The organism is Herbiconiux sp. A18JL235, assembly GCF_040939305.1.
GTDB lineage: Bacteria > Actinomycetota > Actinomycetes > Actinomycetales > Microbacteriaceae > Herbiconiux.
In genome coordinates, this window is record NZ_CP162511.1 from 3,248,853 (window position 1) to 3,268,814 (window position 19,962).

Genomic DNA, 19,962 nt, shown 5'->3' on the forward strand with positions numbered 1-19,962 from the left:
TACGTGCGGGTGGCGGAAAAGCCCGGCAATCCGCGCGAGTTTCGGAATAAAGCGACGGATGCGGTGGCTGAGAAGAGAGCCATGACGCGACTCTCCGTTCTCGACCTCATCCCCGTCCGCAGCCGTCAGAGCTCAGGCGACGCCATCGCGGCGAGCCTCGAGCTCGTGCGCACCGCCGAGCGACTCGGCTTCACCCGCTACTGGGTGGCGGAGCACCACAACATGCCCGCCGTCGCCTCCACCTCGCCGTCGACGCTCATCGCGCACTTCGCGGCGCAGACCTCGCGCATCCGCCTCGGGTCGGGCGGGGTGATGCTGCCGAACCACGCGCCGCTGTCGATCGCCGAGCAGTTCGCGCTGCTCGAAGCGATGCACCCGGGGCGCATCGACCTGGGGCTCGGACGTGCGCCCGGGTCAGACCCGGTGACCTCCTACATGCTGCGCGGGCAGCGGTCGACGACCGACTCCGACCCGGCGGCGACGTTCCCGACCGACGTGGAGACGGTGGCGGCACTGCTCGGGTCGGATCGGGGGGTCGGCGACGGTTTCGGGGGTGACGAGCAGCCGGGGGTCGGGCTCAACATCCGGGGTCGGTCGTACGAGTTGAAGGCGACGCCCGTGGTCGCCAGCGCCCCCGAGATGTGGCTGCTCGGGTCGAGCAACTTCAGCGCCACGCTCGCGGCCTCGCTCGGCATGCCGTTCGTGTTCGCGAACCACTTCGGGCAGCCCGGGCTCGACGAGGCGCTCGCGCTCTACCGCGAGCGGTTCCAGCCGTCGCTGACGCTCGAGGCGCCGAAGACGTTCCTCACCCTGAACACCTCGGTGGCGCCGACGGCCTCCGAGGCGTACGCGCAGGCACTCCCCCAGCTCATCACCATGGCGCGGCTGCGCACCGGCGGCGCGCTCGCCGCCCAGCTCACCATCGAGGAGGCGCAGGCCACCGCCCTGTCGCCGATGGAGGAGCAGTCGGTGCAGGAGCAGGCGCAACGCTGGCTCGTGGGCACGCCCGACGAGGTGGCGGCGCGCATCCGCTCGGCCGCCTCGCGCTACGGGGTCGACGAGGTCATGCTCTCCCCCGTCGCGGGCGTCCGCGACGCCGACCCGCTCGACCGCACCCCGGCGCGCTCGCGCGCCCTCGAGCTGCTCGCCCCCGAGTTCCCCGAGCTCGCTGTGGAGGTGGGGGCGGCGGCTGCCGCCCCCACCGGCGCCGCGGCGTAGCCGCGGCCCACCCCTCCCACGCGCCACCTCCCCCGCGCATCCGATTTCTCGCGGACAAAGTCCGTGAAGACGTCAGTTATCACGGACTTTGTCCGCGAGAACGTGGGGTGGGGGCGAAACCCGAGGGTCGGGAAGGCCCCCCGTCAGCACGGGCTGAGGGACTCGACGGCCGGGGCCAGGGAGTTGGGGCCGCCGAGGAGGGTGACGTTCACGACTCCGAGGGGCTTCAGCGAGGTGCGCACCTCGGTGGGCACGCAGGTGCCGGGCACCACCCAGAGGGGCGCCTTCGCCGCGCCCGCCCAGGCGGAGCCGGCGAGGGCGTCGGGGAAGTTCGCGCCCGTGGCGAGGAACGCCCGATCGCTCGAGGTGTAGGCGGCGGCGTTCACCGCGCGCGAGGTCGCGTAGCGGTCGGCACCGGATGCTCGGGTGACTTTTCCAGGAGTGATCGCCTTCGCCGAGTTCTCCACACCCGTGCTCACGGAGTTGACACCGCCAACGATGGTGAGGGATGAGACGCCGAGGCCGCGGAGCGCATCCGTCGTCGAGGCGTCGAGGGAGCCGGCCGATCCGTCGACGAGCACCACGGGCTGCGACTTCGAGCCCGCCGCGCCACCCGCGCTCAAGGCGTCGGGGAAGTTCGCGCCGGTGGCGAGGTAGGCCCCGGATGCGCCCGTCTTGAACGCGTCCTTCACGAGCAGCAGCGAGGTGGCGTAGCGGCTCGCGCCGCCGAGGCGATCGACCTTCACGCCGGGGACGAGACCGGCGAGGCGGGTCTTCACCGCATCCGAGACCGAGTTGGTGCCGCCCACCACCACGATGCGCTTCGGCGCCAGCACCCTGATGGCGTCGGCGACCGACTGCGGGAGGGAGGCGGGGTCGGTGAGCAGGAGCGGTCCGCCACCCGCTGCGGCGGCGGGGCCGGCCGAGAGGGCGTCGGGGTAGTTCTGACCGCTCGCGACGTAGACGACGGGGGCGGTGCCCGGGTACGCGGCCTTCGCGATGGCGACGGCGCCCGAGTAGCGGTCGGCGCCGCTCACGCGGTCGACGTCGACCTGGGCGTAGCCGAACCAGTCGGTGTAGATGCCCCAGAAGTTGAGGTTGCCGAAGCTCGAGCAGGCGTCGCCGTCGCCGGGCGCGAGGGCCGCGGCGTTCGGCTGGTAGGGCGTGTAGTTGTAGAGCGCGGCGGTGGCGGCGGTGCGGAAGGTGAGGTTGAGCGCGCTCGTCGGGTTGCACGTGTCGCCGGCCTTCCCCGGGAAGAAGAGCACGGGTGCGGTCTGGCCGACGCGGTACTGCGCCTGGTCGGGCTTGATGCGGTAGTTCTCGAGCTGCCAGGCGGCCCAGTAGACCTGCTTGAAGAATCCGGCGTAGTCGGGGTTGCAGGGTGCGCTGTCGGGGCAGTCGAAACCCGTCGCCTGGTCGTACTGCTTCTTCACGGGCCAGTCGTCTTCGACCAGCTGCGACTCCTTCTGGATGAGCGTGAGCAGCGCCTTCTCGCTCACCCCGCACGCGACGCCGACCTTGGAGATGATGGTCGCCGCCGACTCGTTCGAGGCTCCTTGGTAGGCCTTGCACTCGTCGCTCTTGGCGATGGTGGTCGTGGTGACGCGGTAGTCCTTGAGGCAGGTGTAGCCGTCGCGGCAGGTGGGCACCTGCTGCTGCAGGAAGGCCTGCACCTCGGCGGCCGACAGCTCGCCACCCGTGAACATGTGCCGGTCGGAGACGATGTCGCTCGCGGTGAAGCTCTGCGTCGAGAACGACGCGAGCGGCGAGAGGTCGCCAGGGAACTCGTCGCTAGAGCGCGGCTCGGGGGTGGGCTCGGCGGTCGGCTCGGGGGCCTGCGCGTCGATGGCGGGGCCAGGCGCGTCGTCCCGGGGGGTGGGGGTATCGGCTGCGGGCGCGCCGGTGGGCGCGCCGGTCGCAGGGGTGGGCGCGTCAGTGGTGGGCGCGTCGGTCGCAGGAGCGGGCGCGTCGGTGGTGGGCGCGCCGGTCGCAGGGGTGGGCGCGTCAGTGGTGGGCGCTTCGGTCGCCGGAGCGGGCGCGTCAGTGGTGGGCGCTTCGGTCGCGGGCGTGGGCACGTCGCCAGTAGGGGCATCGGCCTCGGCGGTGTCGGTCGCGGGGGCGGCGGATGTCGGCGGCTCGGGGGCGGTGGCCGGCGACGGCTCGGCCGTGGCGGCGGGCGCAGGGGGCGGCGTGGGCGCGGAACCCGCCGCGAACGCGGCGCCCGGCCCGGAGAGGAGGGAGGCGAGGAGCGCCGCCGCGGCGACTCCTGCCGAGGCCGTGGTGCGCATCCTGCCGCGTGAGCTCATTCGGCGATGCTACGCGCAGACGACAGGTGCCGTCCAGAGCGGGAGGGTGAACATCCGGGGCGCGTCAGAGCGCACCCTTGACCGGATCGCCGAGCGGATGCGCGACACCCTGCACGATCACCGGCACCCCCTCGAGCAACGGGCTGAGCCGCTCCGCGAGCACGGGCAGTGCGGGGCTGGAGCGACTGTGACGCTCGGCATCAGCGGCGGTCGCCCACTTCTCGACGAACCAGAAGCTGCCGTCGGATGCTTCGTTCAGCGCGTAGAGCAGACATCCGGGCTCCTCGTGCACCCCCGCGATGATCGGCGCGAGCAGCTCCACCACCTCGGGCCCACGACCGGGCAGTGGACGAAAGGTGACGACGGCGACGACGGAGTCGGACATGCGCCCATTCTATGTATGACGATCAGACGATGGCGAGCCCGCGGGCATGCGAGCCTGCGAGCCTGCGAGCCCGCGGGCATGCGAGCTTGCGCGCAGGCGCGGGGCGCCGGATGCGTACGATTGCCCCATGCCCGCCGCCCCGCCACCCGAGGTGCTGGTGACCTTCATCCCCGACGGCGGCGATCGGCAGGCCGATCACGCGGCGCTGCTCGACCTCGCCGCGCGATGCGCCGAGACCACGATGACGCGCCTCGAGCAGCGCTGCCCCCGCTGCGACTCCCCCGACCACGGCCCGCTTCGGGTGGCAGCCGCAGCCGAGACCGCGGCATCCCTCGTGCACGTGAGCCTGAGCCGCACCGGCGGCTGGGTCGCCCTCGCGGCGACCACGGCCGCGCCCGTCGGTGTCGACCTGGAGTCGCTCGCCGCCGCCGGCGCCGCCCCCTTCGACGACGTCGCCTTCACCGATGACGAGATCCGCGCCCTCGCCGCCCTCCCCCGACACACCGCCGACCGGATGCGCGTCACCGCCTGGACAGCCAAGGAAGCAATCCTCAAAGCCCACCGCACCGGCCTCCTCACCGACCCCCGCCTCCTCACCCTCGACTTCGCGGCCCCCTCAGCCCCCGTCGACCCGGGCTCCACGACGACCGCCGTCCGCCTGGCGCGCAGTTCGGTTCCGGGCGTCGCTCCGTCAACCACGACCGTGATCGGCCTCCCCACCCCGACCCCCGCCGATCTCATCGCAACGCTGGCCCTCCTCTGCGCCCCGACCCCGAGCATCCGCATCACCCTGCTCTGACCGCACCGCCCGCGTCTGCGCCGCGCGAAACGATGCGATCCCACCCGCAGCCGAACGACGGATGCACGGCCCGCCTTCGCGCCGCAACTCCGTGGTTCGAACGGCACCGGCCAGGCGGTGCGCCGCGCCCCTACCCCTTCGGCAGCGAGCGCTTCTCCACCCAGCGGTCGACGACCGACCCCACGTCGACGCCGCCGGAGTGCTGCTCCATGATCTCGACGAAGTCGATGGGCGCGACGAGCCCGTGGGTGCACTCGGCGACGTACGCCCGCAGCCCCTCGAAGAACGCCTCGTCGCCCACGGCCCTCCGCACGGCGTGCAGCGCGAGCGCCCCGCGCTTGTAGACGCGGTCGTCGAACATGGCGCGCGGGCCGGGGTCTCCGATGACGATGTCGCGCGGCTGGGCCTCGAGCGCGGCCCGGTGCACGGCTGCGTTCGCGTCGGCGGTCACTCCCCCGCTCGACTCCGCCCACAGCCACTCGGCGTAGCAGGCGAAGCCCTCGTGCAGCCAGATGTCGCGCCAGCGCGCGACCGTGAGGCTGTTGCCGAACCACTGATGCGCGAGCTCGTGGGCGATGAGGCGGTCGGCCCCGTGCATCCCGTTCACGTGGTTGCTGCCGAACACGGCGAGCCCCTGAGCCTCGAGCGGGATCTCGAGCGCGTCGTCGGTGACCACCACCGTGTACTCGTCGAACGGGTAGGGCCCGAACAACTCGGAGAACACCGCCATCATCTGCGGAACGGGTGCGAAGTCGATCGACACCTCGCGTTCGAGCCGCCCGGGGTGGAACACCGTCTGCACGACGGGCTCGGCGGCGAGCCGCCGCGACCGGTACCGCCCGATCTGCACGGTGGCGAGATAGCTCGCCATGGGCTGCCGCATCTCGTACGTCCACGAGGTGCGCCCCGAGCGCGTCGACCGCGCCACCAGCGGCCCGTTCGAGACGGCGGTGTAGGCCGCCTCGCAGGTGATGGTGATGCGGTAGGTCGCCTTGTCGGCCGGCTGGTCGTTGCACGGGTACCACGACGCGGCGCCGCAGGGCTGCCCGGCGACGATCACCCCGTCGGCGAGCTCTTCCCAGCCCACCTCGCCCCAGGCGCTGCGCACCGGATGCGGCGCACCGCGGTAGCGCACCTCCACCACGAACTCGGTGCCGTCGAGGATGACCTCGTCGACGGTCACCACGAGCTTGCGCACCGTCTCGGCGATCTTGCGCGGGCGCACGCCGTTCACGGTCACCCGCACCACGCTGAGCCCGGCGAAGTCGAAGCTGAACCGGGTGAGGTCCATCGTCGCCCGAGCCGTGATGAGGGCGGTCGCCGTGAGCCTGTTCGTGGCGACCCGGTAGTCGAGGTCGAGGTCGTAGCGCACGACCGAATACCCGCCGTTGCCGCTCGTCGGAAGGTAGTCGTCTCCGGCTGTCGACGCACCGAAGGTGGAGGGGTGGGAGGCCATGGGTGCGCTCAAGTCTGCCACTCCGCGCGCCCGACGCCGCGCACGCTCAGGATCTCACTCGGGGCTCGACGGGAAGCACCCACGGTGATATCGGGTTGCCCGCCCACACCGTTCCCTTCGGCACCCGTTCCCCCCGCATCACGAGCGACCCCGGCCCCACGCTCGCGAGCCGGTCGATGGAGGCGGCAGGCAGGATGACGCTGTGCGGGCCGAGCGTCGCACCCTCGGCGATCGCCACCCGGTCGAGCTGCATGATGCGGTCGTGGAACAGGTGCGTCTGCACCACACAGCCGCGGTTCACCGTCGACCCGTCGCCGAGGGTGATGAGGTCGGCTTCGGGCAGCCAGTACGACTCGCACCAGACGCCGCGCCCGACGCGGGCGCCGAGGCTTCGCAGCCAGACGGCGAGCGCCGGGGTTCCGCCCGCGTTCGCCGCGAACCAGGGCCGCGCGACGGTCTCGACGAAGGTGTCGGCGAGTTCGTTGCGCCAGACGAACGACGACCAGAGCGGATGCTCCTCCGCCCGGATGCGCCCCACCAGCAGCCATTTCGCCACGGTGGTGACGAGCGCGGCCACCCCGCCCGCGGCGAGCATCACGACGCCGGAGAGGAGGACGGCCCAGCCGAGTCCGAGTTCGATCCAGAGCAGCTCGAGCACCGCGAGGATGCCGAGCGCCACCCACCCGGTGACGACGACGGGGACGATGCGGAGGATCTCCCACACCGCCCGCGCCACCTTGAGGTGGGTGGGCGGCTCGAAGGTGCGCGCCTCGTCGAAGTCGGTGACCGTGCGGCGCAGCCGCACCGCGGGGTTGCCGAGCCACGACGACCCCCGCTTGCCCTTGCGCGGCGCCGAGGAGAGCACCGCGACGAGGCCGTTGCGCGGCACCGTGCGGCCCGGGCCCGCCATGCCCGAGTTGCCGAGGAAGGCGCGCCGGCCCACCTTCGCCGGCGCGATGTGCAACCAGCCGCCGCCGAGCTCGTACGAGCCGACCATGGTGTCGTCGGCGAGGAACGCGCCGGGCGCGATCGTCGTGAGCGCCGGCAGCAGCAGCACCGTCGAGGCCTCGACGTTCTTGCCCACCTTGGCTCCGAGCATCCGGAGCCAGATCGGGGTGAACAGGCTCGAGTAGATCGGGAAGAGGAGGGTGCGCGCGGCGTCGAGGATGCGCTCGGTCGACCACACCTTCCACCCGATGCGGCTGCGCACCGGGTGGAAGCCCTCGTGGAGGCCCATGCCGAGCAGGCGCACGGCGCCGAGCACGAGCAGGGCGTAGACGAACCCCGTCACGACGACGGCGAGCGGGAGGACGAGCGCGGCGCGCACGGCCGCCTCGCCGAGCGACGTCGAGCCGCCGATGCCGGCGCCGAGCACGAACGCGCCCGCGATGACGGCGACCGCGGGCATCGCGGCCATGGCGAGCGAGCCGAGGGCGTAGGCGACGAGCCACTGGCGGGCCGGCTCGGGCCGCACCGACGGCCAGGGGCGGCGGGCCTGGCCGACCCTGGAGGCGGGCGAGCCGGCCCAGCGCTCGCCGGCCGGCACGCGACCCGACACGGATGCTCCGGGCTCGACCTCGGCACCGCGACCGATGTTCGTGCCCCCGAGCAGCGTGCTGCGGGAACCGACGGTGGCGTCGGCGCCCACGTGCACGTGGCCGAGGTGGAAGGTGTCGCCGTCGAGCCAGTGGCCCGCCAGGTCGACCTCGGGTTCGATCGCCGCGCGGCTGCCGATGCTGAGCATGCCCGTCACGGGTGGAAGGGTGTGCAGGTCGACCCCGTCGCCGATCTTGGCGCCCAGGGCGCGGGCGTAGTAGACCATCCACGGCGCCCCGGCGAGACTGACGGCCCCGACGGTGTTCGCGACCTGCTCGGCGAGCCACACGCGCAGATGCACGCCGCCGCCGCGCGGGTAGGCACCCGGCTTCACGCCCACCAGGAGGAGGCGGGCGAACACCACCGAGACGAGCATCTTGCCCGGCGGTGTGACGAAGAGCACGAAGCCCGCGGCGACCCACCACCAGGAGAGCGTGGGGGCGAAGCTGCTGCCGGTGAACGCGTCGAGAAGGTTGTTCGCGGTGGCGAGGTAGACGAGCCAGCGCAGGCCGACGAGCACGTGCAGGGGAATGCCGAGGAGGGTCTGCGCAAGGCGGCTCGAGGCGGGGGTGAGGAAGACGGGGGCGGATGCGGAGGTGCCGGTGCGCGCATCCGTCGCCCTGCCCTCGCCCCGACCCTCCGCCTGCGCTGCGGCCTGGGGATCGCGGGCGTCGAGCTCGTCGGCGAGCGAGCCGATGCGCGGGTGGTCGTAGATGTCGGCGACGCGGGTGTCTGCGTAGCGTTCCCGGATGGCGGAGACCAGCTGAGCCGCCGACAGCGAGCCGCCGCCCTGGGCGAAGAAGTCGTCGTCGGGGCTCTCGACCGGGGTGCCGAGGATCGCCGACCAGTGGCCTGCCAGCCAGGCCGCGGTCGGGGTGAGGCCGAGGCTCTCGGCACCGTCGGTGCCGCCGCCCGCCCCGGGCAGGGGCCAGGGCAGCGCCGCGCGGTCGACCTTGCCCGAGGTGCGGGTGGGAAGGGAGTCGACGACGGCGAGCAGGGGAACCAGAGCTGCCGGAAGCTCCTCGCGCAGGCGGGAGTTCGCGGCGTCACGGTCGAATTCGGCTCCGTCGGCGAGGGCGAGGTAGCCCACCAGGATCTGGTTGCCGGCAGCCGTCGTCTTGACCACCGCCGCCGCACCCGCCACGCCGGGAAGCCCTTGGAGCGCGGCGTCGACCTCACCCAGTTCGATGCGACGACCACCGAGCTTCACCTGGTCGTCGGCGCGACCCACGAAGACGAGCCCGGCACGCTCGTAGCGCACGAGGTCGCCGCTTCGGTAGGCGCGCTGCCAGCCGAGCGTGGGGAACGGGGCGTACTTCTCGGCGTCCTTCGCCGGGTCGAGGTAGCGGGCGAGGCCCACTCCCCCGATGATGAGCTCGCCCACCTCACCCTCGGCGACACGGTGGCCCCTGGCGTCGACGACGGCGAGGCGCCACCCGTCGAGGGGCAGACCGATGCGTACCGGGCCGTGGTCGAGCAGGGCGCCGCAGGCGACGACGGTGGCTTCGGTGGGGCCGTAGGTGTTCCACACCTCGCGGCCGCGGGCGACGATGCGGGCCACGAGCTCGGGCGGGCAGGCCTCGCCGCCGAAGATGACGAGGCGCACCGACTCGAGGGCCTCCTCGGGCCACAGGGCGGCGAGGGTGGGCACCGTCGAGACGATCGTGATGCCGTGGGCGATGAGCCAGGGACCGAGGTCGACACCCGAGCGCACGAGCGAACGCGGGGCAGGAACGAGGCAGGCGCCGTGGCGCCAGGCGAGCCACATCTCCTCGCAGGAGGCGTCGAAGGCGACCGAGAGGCCCGCCAGCACCCGGTCTCCGGGGCCGATCGGCTCGCGCTGCAGGAACAGACGCGCCTCGGCGTCGACGAACGCGGCTGCCGAGCGGTGGGTGACGGCGACGCCCTTGGGCACCCCGGTCGACCCCGAGGTGAAGATCACCCACGCGTCGTCGTCGGGCGTCGGGGTACCGAGCGCCGGCACGGTGCCGGTGGGCGTGGCGAGGGTGGGCGGGGCACCGAGCGGGAGCTCGCGTGCGGCGAGCGCCACGGCGGGGTCGACGGCGGCGGATGCGGCGGCCGGGTCGAGCGGGGTGGGGGCCGGGTGCTCCCCCACATCGGTGCCGTCAGCGGCCGAGGCGGGGCGCGCGCCCGCACCATCGGGTGCCGAAGCGGGGTTGCCCGCGGCGAAGACGCCGCCGGCGCCGATGACGCCGACGACGCGGGCCTCGCCGAACACCAGGCGTGCCCGCTCCTCGGGGTCGTCGGCGTCGACGGGCACGTAGGCGGCGCCGACGGTGAGCACGGCGAGGATGGAGACGTACAGCTCGCGGGTGCCCGACGGGATGCGGATTCCCACCTTGTCTCCCCGGCGCACGCCCGCGAGGGTGAGCGCCGCGGCCTGCGCGTTCAGCAGTCGCACCAGTCGGCGGTAGCTCACCGCGCCCTCGGGCGAGTCGAGGGCGAGCGCATCCGGGTGGTCGGCGGCGGCGCTCATCACGATGTCGATCAGCGTGCGGGCCGGCGCGGCGCGGTCTCCGGCGTCGAGCACGTTCTGCGGATCGGCGTCGTCAGTCACCCGGTGAACCTCTCACTTCGGCCGGCGAGTTCGTTCGACCACCGTACGCGCCGCACAAGCTACTGAGCGCAGGTGACACGGAGGTGAACGGATGGGGTGGGCGACCGAGCAGAACGACTGTTCTGCTACCGTGGGGGCATGTCGGAAGCGCGGGAGAGGCTGCTACGAGTGGCCTCCGAGCTGTTCTACCGCGAAGGCATCACGCGGGTCGGGATCGACCGCATCCTGCGCGAGGCCGGTGTCACCCGCGCCACCATGTACCGGTACTTCGACGGCAAGGAGCAGCTCGTCGCCGCCTACCTGCGACGCGAAGACGAGGCGCTGCGCGCCGCGTTCCCCGACCCGTCACGCGGCACGCAGGCCGAGGCGCTGCCGCGCACGTCCCCCGAGCAGTCGCGGGCGGCCCTCGACGAACTGCTCGTGGGCATCGCCGACGACGTGGTGCGGCACCACGACCGCGGCTGCCCGTTCATCAACGCTGCGGCCGAGTACCCCGACCCCGACAGCGAGGTGCGCCGCATCGTGCGCGCCCACCGCGACTGGTTCGCGTCGGCAGTGCGCTCCCGCCTCGCGCTCGCCGGCGCTCCCGACCCCGACACCACCACCGCTGCCATCGTGCTCCTCCGCGACGGCGCCCTCGTCGGCGGCTACCTCGACGACCCCGCCACCGCCCGCACGGCCTTCCTCGCCACCGCCCGCGCCCTGTTCTGAGCGGGCGGCAGCCGCGCCGCGCCCTGCGCGCGTTGACCCAAGCACGATCGACCCGTCACGATCCGCCCTCTCGAGCCCCGCACAGGGCGCTTCGTGACGACTCGATGCAGGATGCGTGACGAGCGCAGCGCGAGCCCGCAGCTCAGAGGGCGGACTCGCGGGCGCGGCGGGCCTTGGCGACCCAGCCGGCGACGGAGCCGACGGGCACGCGGAGGGCATGCGCGACGCGGTCGATGGGCTTGCCTGCGTCGAGAACGGCGGCGACGGCCAGTTCTTCGACGGAGGAGAAGCTTCCGAGGCCGGCACCCGGTGCGCCACGTCCGGTCGAGAGGGAGGCGATCGACGCGGGCAGGCTCGGCACCGAGTTCCTCGACGGAACCGCGCTCGCAGACGGCGCAGCACCCGCCCCCGCGTCCACCCCTGATCGCGGGGCCGCGGCCACCGCTGATCGGGCGCCCGGCGCGGCAGACGCTCCCGGCGGCGACGCAGCACCACGCGGCGCCGGTTCGACCACGTCGCGCCCTGGCGGGCCGCCGACCAGCCACACGTCACTCGATCCGCCTGAGGCCGCGACGCCCGACAGCTTCGTGCGCCGGGGAACGAGCGGGTCCCCGGCCGCGGCCCCGACCCCCGCACCGGCAGCCGCCACGAGCCCGACCCCCAGCCCGGCGCCCGTCGACGGGGCGCCTGCGAGCACGGCATCCGCGACCACCGCATCCGCGACCACCGCATCCGAGACCATCGCACTCGGAGCATCCGCCGACACCGCGACGCCGCGCGCCAGCCGGTACCGCTCGAGGTCGGCGCGCGCGAGCGCGATGGTCGTCGACTCGACCAGCTCACGGATCGTGCGCTGCCGCCGCACCCGGTAGAACACGAAGGCGATTCCGAGCACCGGGATGACGAGCAGCAGCCCCCACAGCAGAGCGAGCGGATGCGCCTCCACCCAGAGCAGCACCTCCCAGCGCTCCGTCCAGCCGGAGTCGTCGTTGCCGGTGGCGGTGACGTCGTCGGCGCCGTCGCGGGTGACGATGGCCGAGGGCCCTTCGCCGGAGACCGTGTTGCCGCTCACCGTCAGCGACGTGTGGGCGCCCTCGACGACGATGCCCGAGCCCGACGCGACCGACACCCGGTTGCCCGTCACCGATCCCTGCGAGTCGGTGAGCCGGAGGCCGAGCCGCGACTGCTCGACCGCGTTGTCGGTGAGCTGCACCCCGCTGGTGCCGCTCACCTGCGCCCCGCCCGAGCCGTTGCCGGAGAGCGTGCTCTTCTCGAGCGTCAGCCACCACGCGTTGCCGGGCGACAGCCCGCCGGGGTTCGCGCCCGCGACCGGCGGTGTGCCGTCGAAGTCGAGGCCGTAGCGCGCGTTGTCGCTGAGGGTCGACGAGCGGATGGCGACATCCGCACTGCCCGGACGCACCTCCACGCCCTGCGCCCCCGAGCCGGAGACCGTCACCGTGTCGAGCTCGAGGCCCAGCACACCGCTGACGAGCACCCCGCTGTCGAGCGACCCGGCGAAGGTCGTGTCGTCGACGGCGACCTTCGTCGCGGAGTCGAGGAAGAGCCCGATGTGGTCGCCGTCGACGCGGGAGTGCGAGATGGTGCCGGTCGACAGAGCGGCGGTCGACCCGGTGAGGGCGAGGCCGCCGGTGCGTCCGCTGTAGAAGCCGAGGTTCGCCACGGCGATGCGATCGGCGACCAGGGTGCCCTCATGCACACGGATGTAGGCGCGTCCGTCGTTCGTGTCGAGGTCGGGCCCGCCGTCTGCGGCGTTCCACGAGGTCACGGAGAAGGGGGCGTCTTCGGCGCCGGTCAGCTTCAGCGTGCCACCCCAGACGACGAGGGGGGTGAATCCGGATGCTCCGCTCGACATCCGCAGGGTCTGCCCCGGCGCCGAGAGGTCGAGCTCGGCACCTCGCCCCACGAAGATCGTCTTGGTCATGAGCACCGTGGTGTCGTCGACCCGGGTGATGCCGCCGAGATCGATGAGGTCGTCGAGCGTGTAGGGGCGGCCGATGGGCGACAGCACCATCACCGACCCGGCGGGGTCACTCACGATCGAGAGCCCGCGCGCGAGCATCGACCACCGCGCGTCATGGGCGGCAACGAGGGCGGCCTCGTACGCGGAGTCTTCGTCGACCGGGTACGGCGCCCACGTCGGCGTCGGCCCCATCGTCGCCACCGCCTGCGCCGCGGCCTCCACCAGCGCCCTGTCCCCCGAGACCGGTGGTGCATCGGCTTCGCCGTCGCCGGCGGCGGATGCCGCATCGGTGGTGCCGTCGCCGGTGGCGGGGGCCACGTCCGTGGTGCCGTCGCCGGTGGCGGGCGCCGCATCGGTGGTGCCGTCGCCGGGCGCGGGGGCCGCATCGGTGGTGCCGTCGCCGGGCGCGGGTGGAACGTCTATGGTGCCTTCACCGTCGACGGCGGGCGCGGCTTCCACGGGAGTGGCGGGCCCAGCTGCAGTCGCGGGGGTGTCTGCCGCGGAAGTCGTGGTGGCCGCGGGGGCCGAAGGAGTGCCGCTCGCTCCGGGCGTGGCCGGGGCGCCCACGACCGCCGAGGCGACGCTGCCGAGGAACGCGCTCACCCGCGCCGGCACGCCGTTCAACACCAGCACCACGGCTGCCACCGATCCGACGATGAGGATGCCCACACCGAGCCGCACGAGCATCCGCCTGCCGCGCCCCATCGTGTCGCCCCGCTCGACCGCGGTCAGCGATCCGCTGTCGCCACCCTCCGCCCGATCGTCGACGCCGTCCGCCGGGGGAAGGTCGGCTGTGGCCGACCCGTCCGCCTCATCGGCGTCATCCGCGGCGACGAGACCGTCGGCCGCCACCTCGGCGTCATCCGCGTCATCCGCGGCGACGAGACCATCCTCCGCCACCTCGTCAGCACCGGCGGCGGCATGGTCGTCGGGCTGATCGTCGTCGTTCATCGGGTGGTCACCGCATCCGTCACCACAGCACCCGCACCACCCACGGCACCCGCACCACCCACGGCACCCGCACCACCGGCACCACCCACGGCACCCGCACCACCGGCACCACCCACGGCAGCATCCCCATCGCCCGCACCACCGTGCGGCGCCGCCTGGTGCGGGGGTTGCGGCTCGGGCCGCAGCGAGCGCTCCGTCTGCCCCTCCCCGCCGACGCTGTCGGCCGAGCGCGTCAGCCAGCCCTGCGTGTTCATCGTGAACAGCGCGAACAGCTTGATCGGCAACGCCACGAGGGCCGTGATGCCCGTGACCAGCGGCAGGATGACGATGTCTTCCGGCCGCCGCCACAGGTGCGACACCCCGCGGATGCCCCGCCCCACGAACGCCCACAGCAACGCCATCGAGAACGCGAGCCACGGCACCGGCGACGACAGCGAGTGGAACACGTACGCCACGGCGATGGCCATCGACACGGGGGTGAAGAGGATCTGCATCACCGTGATCTGCGAGATGAACGGCACCCTGAAGATCCACCCGAGGCGGATCGCCGTGAGGTAGCAGCGGTACGAGTTGCGACTCCACCGCACCCGCTGCTTCACGAACGCCCGGAAGGTGTCGGGGAACATCGACAACGCCCGCGCCGAGTCCTGGTGGGTGACGCGATAGCCCTCCGACAGCACCAGCCAGGTCAGCCGCCCGTCGTCGCCCGCCACGCACTCGCGGCCCATGAACACTTCGTGCTCGAGATCGGGCAGCTTCGGCAGGATCACCTCGCGCCGGTACGCGCTCGTGCGCCCCGACGCGCAGATCACCCCGCCGAAGCGCCCCATCGCGGGGGCGTAGTCGTAGTAGCGCTGGTCGATGATCCAGTCCGCGACCCGCCGCCAGGTGCTCGTCTTCGGCAGGTACACGTTCTGCCGCGTGCTCACCGCGCCGACCGCCGCGTCGATGAACGGCATCTGCACAGCCGCGAGCATCCCGTCCTCCCACGCCGTGTCGGAGTCGACGAGCACGACGAGCTCGGTGTCGGCGGCACGGATGCCCACCCCGAGCGCCGACCGCTTCCCCCGGTGCTCGAACATGATGACGTCGACCTCGGGCAGCCCGAGCGCCTCGATGCGCTGCTCGGCCTCGACGTCGGCGACGTCGAGCACGATCACGATGCGAGACGGATGCTGCCGCCGCCAGGTCTCGAGGCAGCGCAGCAGCACATCCGGGTCTTCGTGGTACGACGGCACCACCACGGTCGTCGTGGTGCGGTAGTCGTTCACCACCGGCCTCGTCGACGCCGAGATGACCTTGCGCACCAGCCAGAAGCTCCACGACACGATGCCGAACACCCCGAAGGGCAGCAGCCACATCACGGTGCGGCCGAGGTCGCCGAGGAACGACGAAAGCTCGCTGGGCACGGGGTCGCCGCCAGCCTCTCAACGGATGCGCGACGGGGCTCGGGAGGGTGCGCGACACGGCGGATGGGTGGCCCGCGGTGCGCTCGGCCGCGTCGCACTCCGGCCGTCTGTCAGTGTAGTGACCGTGACCCCTGCACCGCGCGACCCGTCGGACCCCCCTTTCTGGGCGCGTTCCGCGCGGTGGGCGGGCGTGCGCCGCAGCGGTCGAGGGCGGGTGCGGGCCGTCGTGCTGGGAGGACTGGTCGTGGGCTTGCTGTCCGGATGCGCGAACGGTGCGTACTGGGCCGAACCCGGCGGGTACGGAGGTGGCCCGAGTGGGCCGGGCGGCACGGGCGGCAGCGGTTCCGCGTCGTCTGCGGCACCTTCTCCCGGCGCTGACTCCGGCTCTGCCGCTCCGGGTTCCGGGCAGGGTGCGGGCGGGTCGTCCGGCGCATCCGTCGACTGCGACCCCACCGGCGCGATCGTCGTGTCGACCGCCGACGAGCTCGTCGAAGCACTCCGCGACGCGTCGGCGGGCGACCGCATCGTGCTCGCTGACGGTCGCTTCGCGGGCACCTTCACGGCGAGCGCCCAGGGCACCGCCGATGACCCGATCACCCTCTGCGGCAGCGCCGACGCCGTGCTCGACGGGGGCTCGACCGATACCGGCTACACCCTCCACCTCGACGACGCCTCCCGCTGGGTCGTCGCGGGGTTCACCGTCACCGGCGGCCAGAAGGGCGTCATGCTCGACGGCTCCTCGCACAACGAGCTGCGCTCCCTCACCGTGTCGGGAACCGGGGACGAGGCCGTGCACTTCCGTTCCGGTTCGAGCGACAACGTGCTCGCCGACTCCGTGATCGACCGCACAGGCCTGCGGGAGCCTCGCTTCGGCGAGGGCGTCTACATCGGCAGTGCCCGCTCGAATTGGTGCGACCTGACCGACTGCGAGCCGGATGCCAGCGACCGCAACCGCGTCACCGGCACCACCGTCTCGGGCACGACGGCCGAGCCGATCGACGTGAAAGAGGGTACGACCGGAGGCGAGCTCAGCGGGAACGTGCTCGACGGTTCGTCGGTCACCGACGCCGACTCGCTGATCGACGTGAAAGGGTCCGGCTGGGTCGTCTCGGACAACCGGGGCACGGCGGCCCCGGGCGACGGCGCCCAGGTGCACGTCATCGACGGCCTGGGCGGCGCGGGCACCGTGTTCACCGCGAACCGCTTCGCCGTGCCCGCCGGCGGTGTCGCGGTTCGGCTCGTGGGCGATGCGCGCACGGCGGCGACCGCGTCGGGCGCGCGCAATCGGGTCGGCTGCGACAACGTGGCCGAGATCGACGGCGTCGACGAGCCGGATGCGGTGAGCAACGTCGCGTGCACCCGCTGAGCGGGCGGTGGTGGCGGCCGCTGCTCGACGCCGGGACTCGACATCGACGGGGCTGCCACCGGTCTGCGGTGACCGCTAGCGTGAGCACATGAGCGATTTCAACGAGCGCATCGTCGAGGAGTTCCGTGCCAACGGGGGCACGGTCACCACCGCCGGATTCGGCGACAAGCTGGTGCTGCTGCACACCACGGGCGCGAAGACGGGCGCCGCGCGCATCAGCCCCGTGATGGGCTTTCCCGAGCCCGACGGCTGGCTCGTCGTGGCCTCGAAGGCCGGCGCGCCCGACAACCCCGCCTGGTACGCGAACCTGGTCGCGCATCCGGATGCCACGGTCGAAGCGCCCGCCGGCGACGGCATCGAGACGGTCGAGGTCACGGCCCGAGCGCTGTCGGGAGACGAGTACGCCACGGCCTGGAAACGGGTGGTCGCCGACGCCCCCGGCTTCGACGACTACCGGGTGAAGGCGGCGAACCGCACCATCCCGGTGCTGATGCTCACGCGTCGCGGCTGAGCAGCCAGACCGTGCAGCCCCCCGTTAAACATTGGTGGAGAGGGCCGAAGCCCTCCCCACACACCACTATAGCAACACTCAGCGGTTGAGGAGGGATGCGCGCTCCGGATGCTCGTCGAACCACTTGCCGACGTACCAGCACATGGGGATGATGCGCGCATCCGTCGTCTGCTCGACGTCGTCGACGGCGTAGGCGACGATCTCGCCGGCGTAGCCGTGCCCGCGCTGCTTCGGGTCGGTGAAGGTGTGGGTGAACGAGACGGTCCCCTCGTTCGCGACGTAGTCGACGGCGCTCACGAGCGCCCCGTCGACCTTGAGGGTGTAGCGGCGCCGCTCGGCGTCGTGCTCGAATTCGCGTGCCATGGCGTCAGCCTACGACGGGGCGCGCGGGGGCGGGCCGTTCGGGGCCGGGATCACTCATCCTTCAGGCTGATCTGCAGGGTTTGGGAGTACCCGTCCCATGCATTCTCGCTACCCTCGGGCTCATGGGTGTGGAGACCGAGACGGTACGGCCGGCCGCGTGGGTGGGGGCGATGCACCTCTCCGATCGCATCGTCGTGACGGGAACGGTGCTGGTGCTGCGCGACATCAGGCTGCGGCGCAGCGACCTGCCCGTGAGGTTCGACGAGGCCCGGCTGCTGGTCTCGCCCACGCCCGAGTCGGCGATGGAGTACGCCTCGGCGCTGTCGGCGGCGTACGCTCGGCAGGCACCGTATGCCGCGCCCGACGGGGTCGACGAGCACTGGCGCATCCACAGCATGGCGCAGCACGTCGCCGCGCGCATCGACGCGAACTACCCCGGTCGGGCGTAGGGCGCGCGCGCTCGCTTCCCCGTCCTCGGGCCGTCCGCCTCCTTCCTCAGGTGGAGGCGGATCGCCCGATCGGTGGAGGCGGCGGCCCGTCGGGTCTGCGTAGCGTGGTGGTGACGAAAGGGGACCGTCCATGACCGCATCACGCAGCACCACCTTCTTCTGGGTGGCGGGAATCCTCGCCATGGGCGTCTGCCTCGGCTTCGGCGTGTTCGCCCTGGCCGTCGGCCACCCCGAGATCGCGGCGGTGTTCGCGGTGATCGGCGTCGCCTCCGTCGCCACCCTCCCGGGTGTGCGGCGGCCGCGCTCACGGAGGCCGTAGGGCCTCCCGCCTCGGCCACCCCTCCGTTCCTTGCGGACAAAGTCCATGAAGAACTCCGTTATCACGGACTTTGTCCGCAAGAACGTCGTGGGCGGGTCGTGGGCGGGTCGCCCGCTAGCCTGAAGGAACCCCGCCGCCGACGCCGAAGGACGAGCCGTGACCGCACCACTCCGAGTCGGGGTCATGCTGCCCCGCGACCTCGACCCCGCCCGCGTGCTGGAGTTCGCTCGGCGCGCCGAGGAGCTCGGCTTCGACGAGCTGTGGGTGGTCGAAGACATGGGGTTCCGGGGAGGTATCGCGCAGGCGGCGGCGGTGCTGGCGGTGACGACGCGCATCCGGGTGGGCATCGGCATCCTGCCCGCGGCGGCCCGCAACGTGGCCTTCGAGGCGATGGAGGTCGCGACCCTCGCCCAGCTCTTCCCCGGCCGCCTCGATGTGGGCATCGGTCACGGCATGCCCGACTGGATGCGCTCGGTCGGCGCCTGGCCCGACCGCCCCCTCCGCTACCTCGGCGAGCACACCACCGCCCTCCGCTCCCTCCTCCGCGGCGAGCGCGTCGGCACCGCACCCACCCCCACCGGCCCGGATGCGCAGCCCGCCGGCGCGGACGCGCAGCCCGCCGGCGCAGGCGCGCAGCCCGCCGGAGCGGACGCGCAGCTCCACCCGATGACGCAACCGCCCCACCGGGGCGGAGACACCCTCGGCACCATCCCTACGTCCCCTGGCGCGGACGCCCAAGTCGTCGGCGCGGAAAGGGTTGGCACCGTTAGCGGCAGCCATGTCGGCACCACGCCCGACGCCTCGCGAGCGAATGCGCGGGCCGACGCCGCGGAGCGACCGGGAGGGCTGCGGGGCGTGGCGCTCGAGCCGGGTTCGGTGCCCGAGGTGGTTCCGGGCGTGCTGCTCGGGGTGAGGGGGCCGAAGTCCCTCGCGCTGTCGGGGCGGGTCGCCGACGGCACCGTGCTGGCGGAGCCGACCACGCCCGAGTACGCGCGGGCGGCGCTCGAGGCGATCGCCGCATCCGGTCCTCACGCGCTCGTGGCCTACAACGTCGCGGCCGTCGCCGCCGACACCGCGACGGCGCTCGAGCTCGCCCGCCCGGGGCTCGAGTACGTGGGCGACTCGGGTTGGGCCCCGCACATCGCGCCGCTCGACTTCGCCGAGGACTTCGCCGCGCTGCGCGCCCGCTTCTCCGACGACGACCGCGCCGGCTTCGCCGCCGCCCTCCCCGACGAGTGGGTGGCCCGCCTCGCGCTCGCCGGCACCGCCGGCGAGGTGCGTGCCCGCCACGAGTCGCTGGCGCGCGCCGGCGTGACGAGCTCGGTGCTCATCCCCGCGGGCCCCGACCCCTTCGCCGCCCTCGACTCCCTGGCCACCGCCCTCCCGTGACTATGCCCACGGTCCCGACCGGGCGCAAAGCGCCGCGTCCCTGGCGCCGACCAGGCACTTCGCGCCCACTCGCATCCCACCCGGCGGATCCGCCACTCCGCGACAGGGCGCAAAACGCCGCCTCCCCGGTACGGAGAGGGCACTTCGCGCCCACTCGCATCCCACCCGGCGGATC

Annotated in this window: 15 protein-coding genes; 8 read left to right on the top strand and 7 right to left on the bottom strand. The window is 73.0% G+C overall.

Going from position 1 to position 19,962, the window contains the following annotated elements; genetic code table 11:
- Positions 1–81 precede the first annotated feature (81 nt).
- The gene (locus ABFY20_RS15235; RefSeq protein WP_368497082.1) at positions 82–1,218 is read left to right on the top strand and encodes an LLM class flavin-dependent oxidoreductase; all 1,137 of its coding nucleotides are present in this window, start codon (positions 82–84) and stop codon (positions 1,216–1,218) included.
- A gap of 143 nt (positions 1,219–1,361) precedes the next feature.
- Here the strand turns inward: ABFY20_RS15235 and ABFY20_RS15240 are convergent, their stop codons facing one another.
- Positions 1,362–3,524, bottom strand: coding sequence for a cell wall-binding repeat-containing protein (locus tag ABFY20_RS15240; RefSeq protein ID WP_368497083.1), 2,163 nt, complete (start codon positions 3,522–3,524; stop codon positions 1,362–1,364).
- 64 nt (positions 3,525–3,588) lie between these two features.
- Entirely contained in the window at positions 3,589–3,909 is a 321-nt protein-coding gene (locus ABFY20_RS15245; RefSeq protein ID WP_368497084.1) for a putative quinol monooxygenase, read from the bottom strand.
- 127 nt (positions 3,910–4,036) lie between these two features.
- Between ABFY20_RS15245 and ABFY20_RS15250 the strand changes: the two genes are divergently transcribed.
- Positions 4,037–4,708: a 4'-phosphopantetheinyl transferase superfamily protein gene (locus ABFY20_RS15250; protein WP_368497085.1), complete on the top strand. Its 672-nt coding sequence runs from the start codon at positions 4,037–4,039 to the stop codon at positions 4,706–4,708.
- 130 nt (positions 4,709–4,838) lie between these two features.
- Here ABFY20_RS15250 and ABFY20_RS15255 read toward each other — a convergent pair whose 3' ends face one another.
- Positions 4,839–6,176 (bottom strand): M1 family metallopeptidase, encoded by a 1,338-nt coding sequence (locus ABFY20_RS15255; RefSeq protein ID WP_368497086.1) that lies wholly within the window; start codon positions 6,174–6,176, stop codon positions 4,839–4,841.
- Positions 6,177–6,210: 34 nt separating this feature from the next.
- The gene (locus ABFY20_RS15260; RefSeq protein WP_368497087.1) at positions 6,211–10,338 is read right to left on the bottom strand and encodes a Pls/PosA family non-ribosomal peptide synthetase; all 4,128 of its coding nucleotides are present in this window, start codon (positions 10,336–10,338) and stop codon (positions 6,211–6,213) included.
- A 138-nt stretch (positions 10,339–10,476) separates the two neighbouring features.
- On the opposite strand from ABFY20_RS15260, the gene ABFY20_RS15265 reads away from it, so the two are divergent.
- Positions 10,477–11,049 carry a TetR/AcrR family transcriptional regulator gene (locus ABFY20_RS15265; protein ID WP_368497088.1) on the top strand — a complete coding sequence of 191 codons (573 nt, stop codon included), beginning with the start codon at positions 10,477–10,479 and terminating at the stop codon, positions 11,047–11,049.
- A 142-nt stretch (positions 11,050–11,191) separates the two neighbouring features.
- Here ABFY20_RS15265 and ABFY20_RS15270 read toward each other — a convergent pair whose 3' ends face one another.
- On the bottom strand, positions 11,192–13,981 hold the full coding sequence (locus tag ABFY20_RS15270; RefSeq protein ID WP_368497089.1) for a right-handed parallel beta-helix repeat-containing protein: 2,790 nt from the start codon (positions 13,979–13,981) through the stop codon (positions 11,192–11,194).
- Positions 13,978–15,390 (bottom strand): glycosyltransferase, encoded by a 1,413-nt coding sequence (locus tag ABFY20_RS15275; RefSeq protein ID WP_368497090.1) that lies wholly within the window; start codon positions 15,388–15,390, stop codon positions 13,978–13,980. The genes ABFY20_RS15270 and ABFY20_RS15275 overlap by 4 nt, the downstream gene beginning before the upstream one ends.
- A 244-nt stretch (positions 15,391–15,634) precedes the next feature.
- Between ABFY20_RS15275 and ABFY20_RS15280 the strand changes: the two genes are divergently transcribed.
- Positions 15,635–16,756 carry a hypothetical protein gene (locus ABFY20_RS15280; protein ID WP_368497091.1) on the top strand — a complete coding sequence of 374 codons (1,122 nt, stop codon included), beginning with the start codon at positions 15,635–15,637 and terminating at the stop codon, positions 16,754–16,756.
- Positions 16,757–16,844: 88 nt separating this feature from the next.
- A complete protein-coding gene (locus tag ABFY20_RS15285) occupies positions 16,845–17,267 on the top strand; it encodes a nitroreductase/quinone reductase family protein (RefSeq protein ID WP_368497093.1) in 423 nt (140 codons plus the stop codon).
- Between the two features lie 78 nt (positions 17,268–17,345).
- On the opposite strand, the gene ABFY20_RS15290 is transcribed toward ABFY20_RS15285, so the two are convergent.
- Positions 17,346–17,630 (bottom strand): GNAT family N-acetyltransferase, encoded by a 285-nt coding sequence (locus ABFY20_RS15290; RefSeq protein WP_368497094.1) that lies wholly within the window; start codon positions 17,628–17,630, stop codon positions 17,346–17,348.
- Positions 17,631–17,752: 122 nt separating this feature from the next.
- Between ABFY20_RS15290 and ABFY20_RS15295 the strand changes: the two genes are divergently transcribed.
- The 3 genes from ABFY20_RS15295 to ABFY20_RS15305 all read left to right on the top strand — a co-directional run bounded on the left by ABFY20_RS15295 (position 17,753) and on the right by ABFY20_RS15305 (position 19,787).
- Entirely contained in the window at positions 17,753–18,079 is a 327-nt protein-coding gene (locus ABFY20_RS15295; protein ID WP_368497095.1) for a hypothetical protein, read from the top strand.
- A gap of 130 nt (positions 18,080–18,209) precedes the next feature.
- Positions 18,210–18,398 (top strand): hypothetical protein, encoded by a 189-nt coding sequence (locus ABFY20_RS15300; protein WP_368497097.1) that lies wholly within the window; start codon positions 18,210–18,212, stop codon positions 18,396–18,398.
- A 156-nt stretch (positions 18,399–18,554) separates the two neighbouring features.
- Positions 18,555–19,787, top strand: a complete 1,233-nt coding sequence (locus ABFY20_RS15305; RefSeq protein WP_368497098.1) for an LLM class flavin-dependent oxidoreductase — start codon at positions 18,555–18,557, stop codon at positions 19,785–19,787.
- Positions 19,788–19,962: the final 175 nt, after the last annotated feature.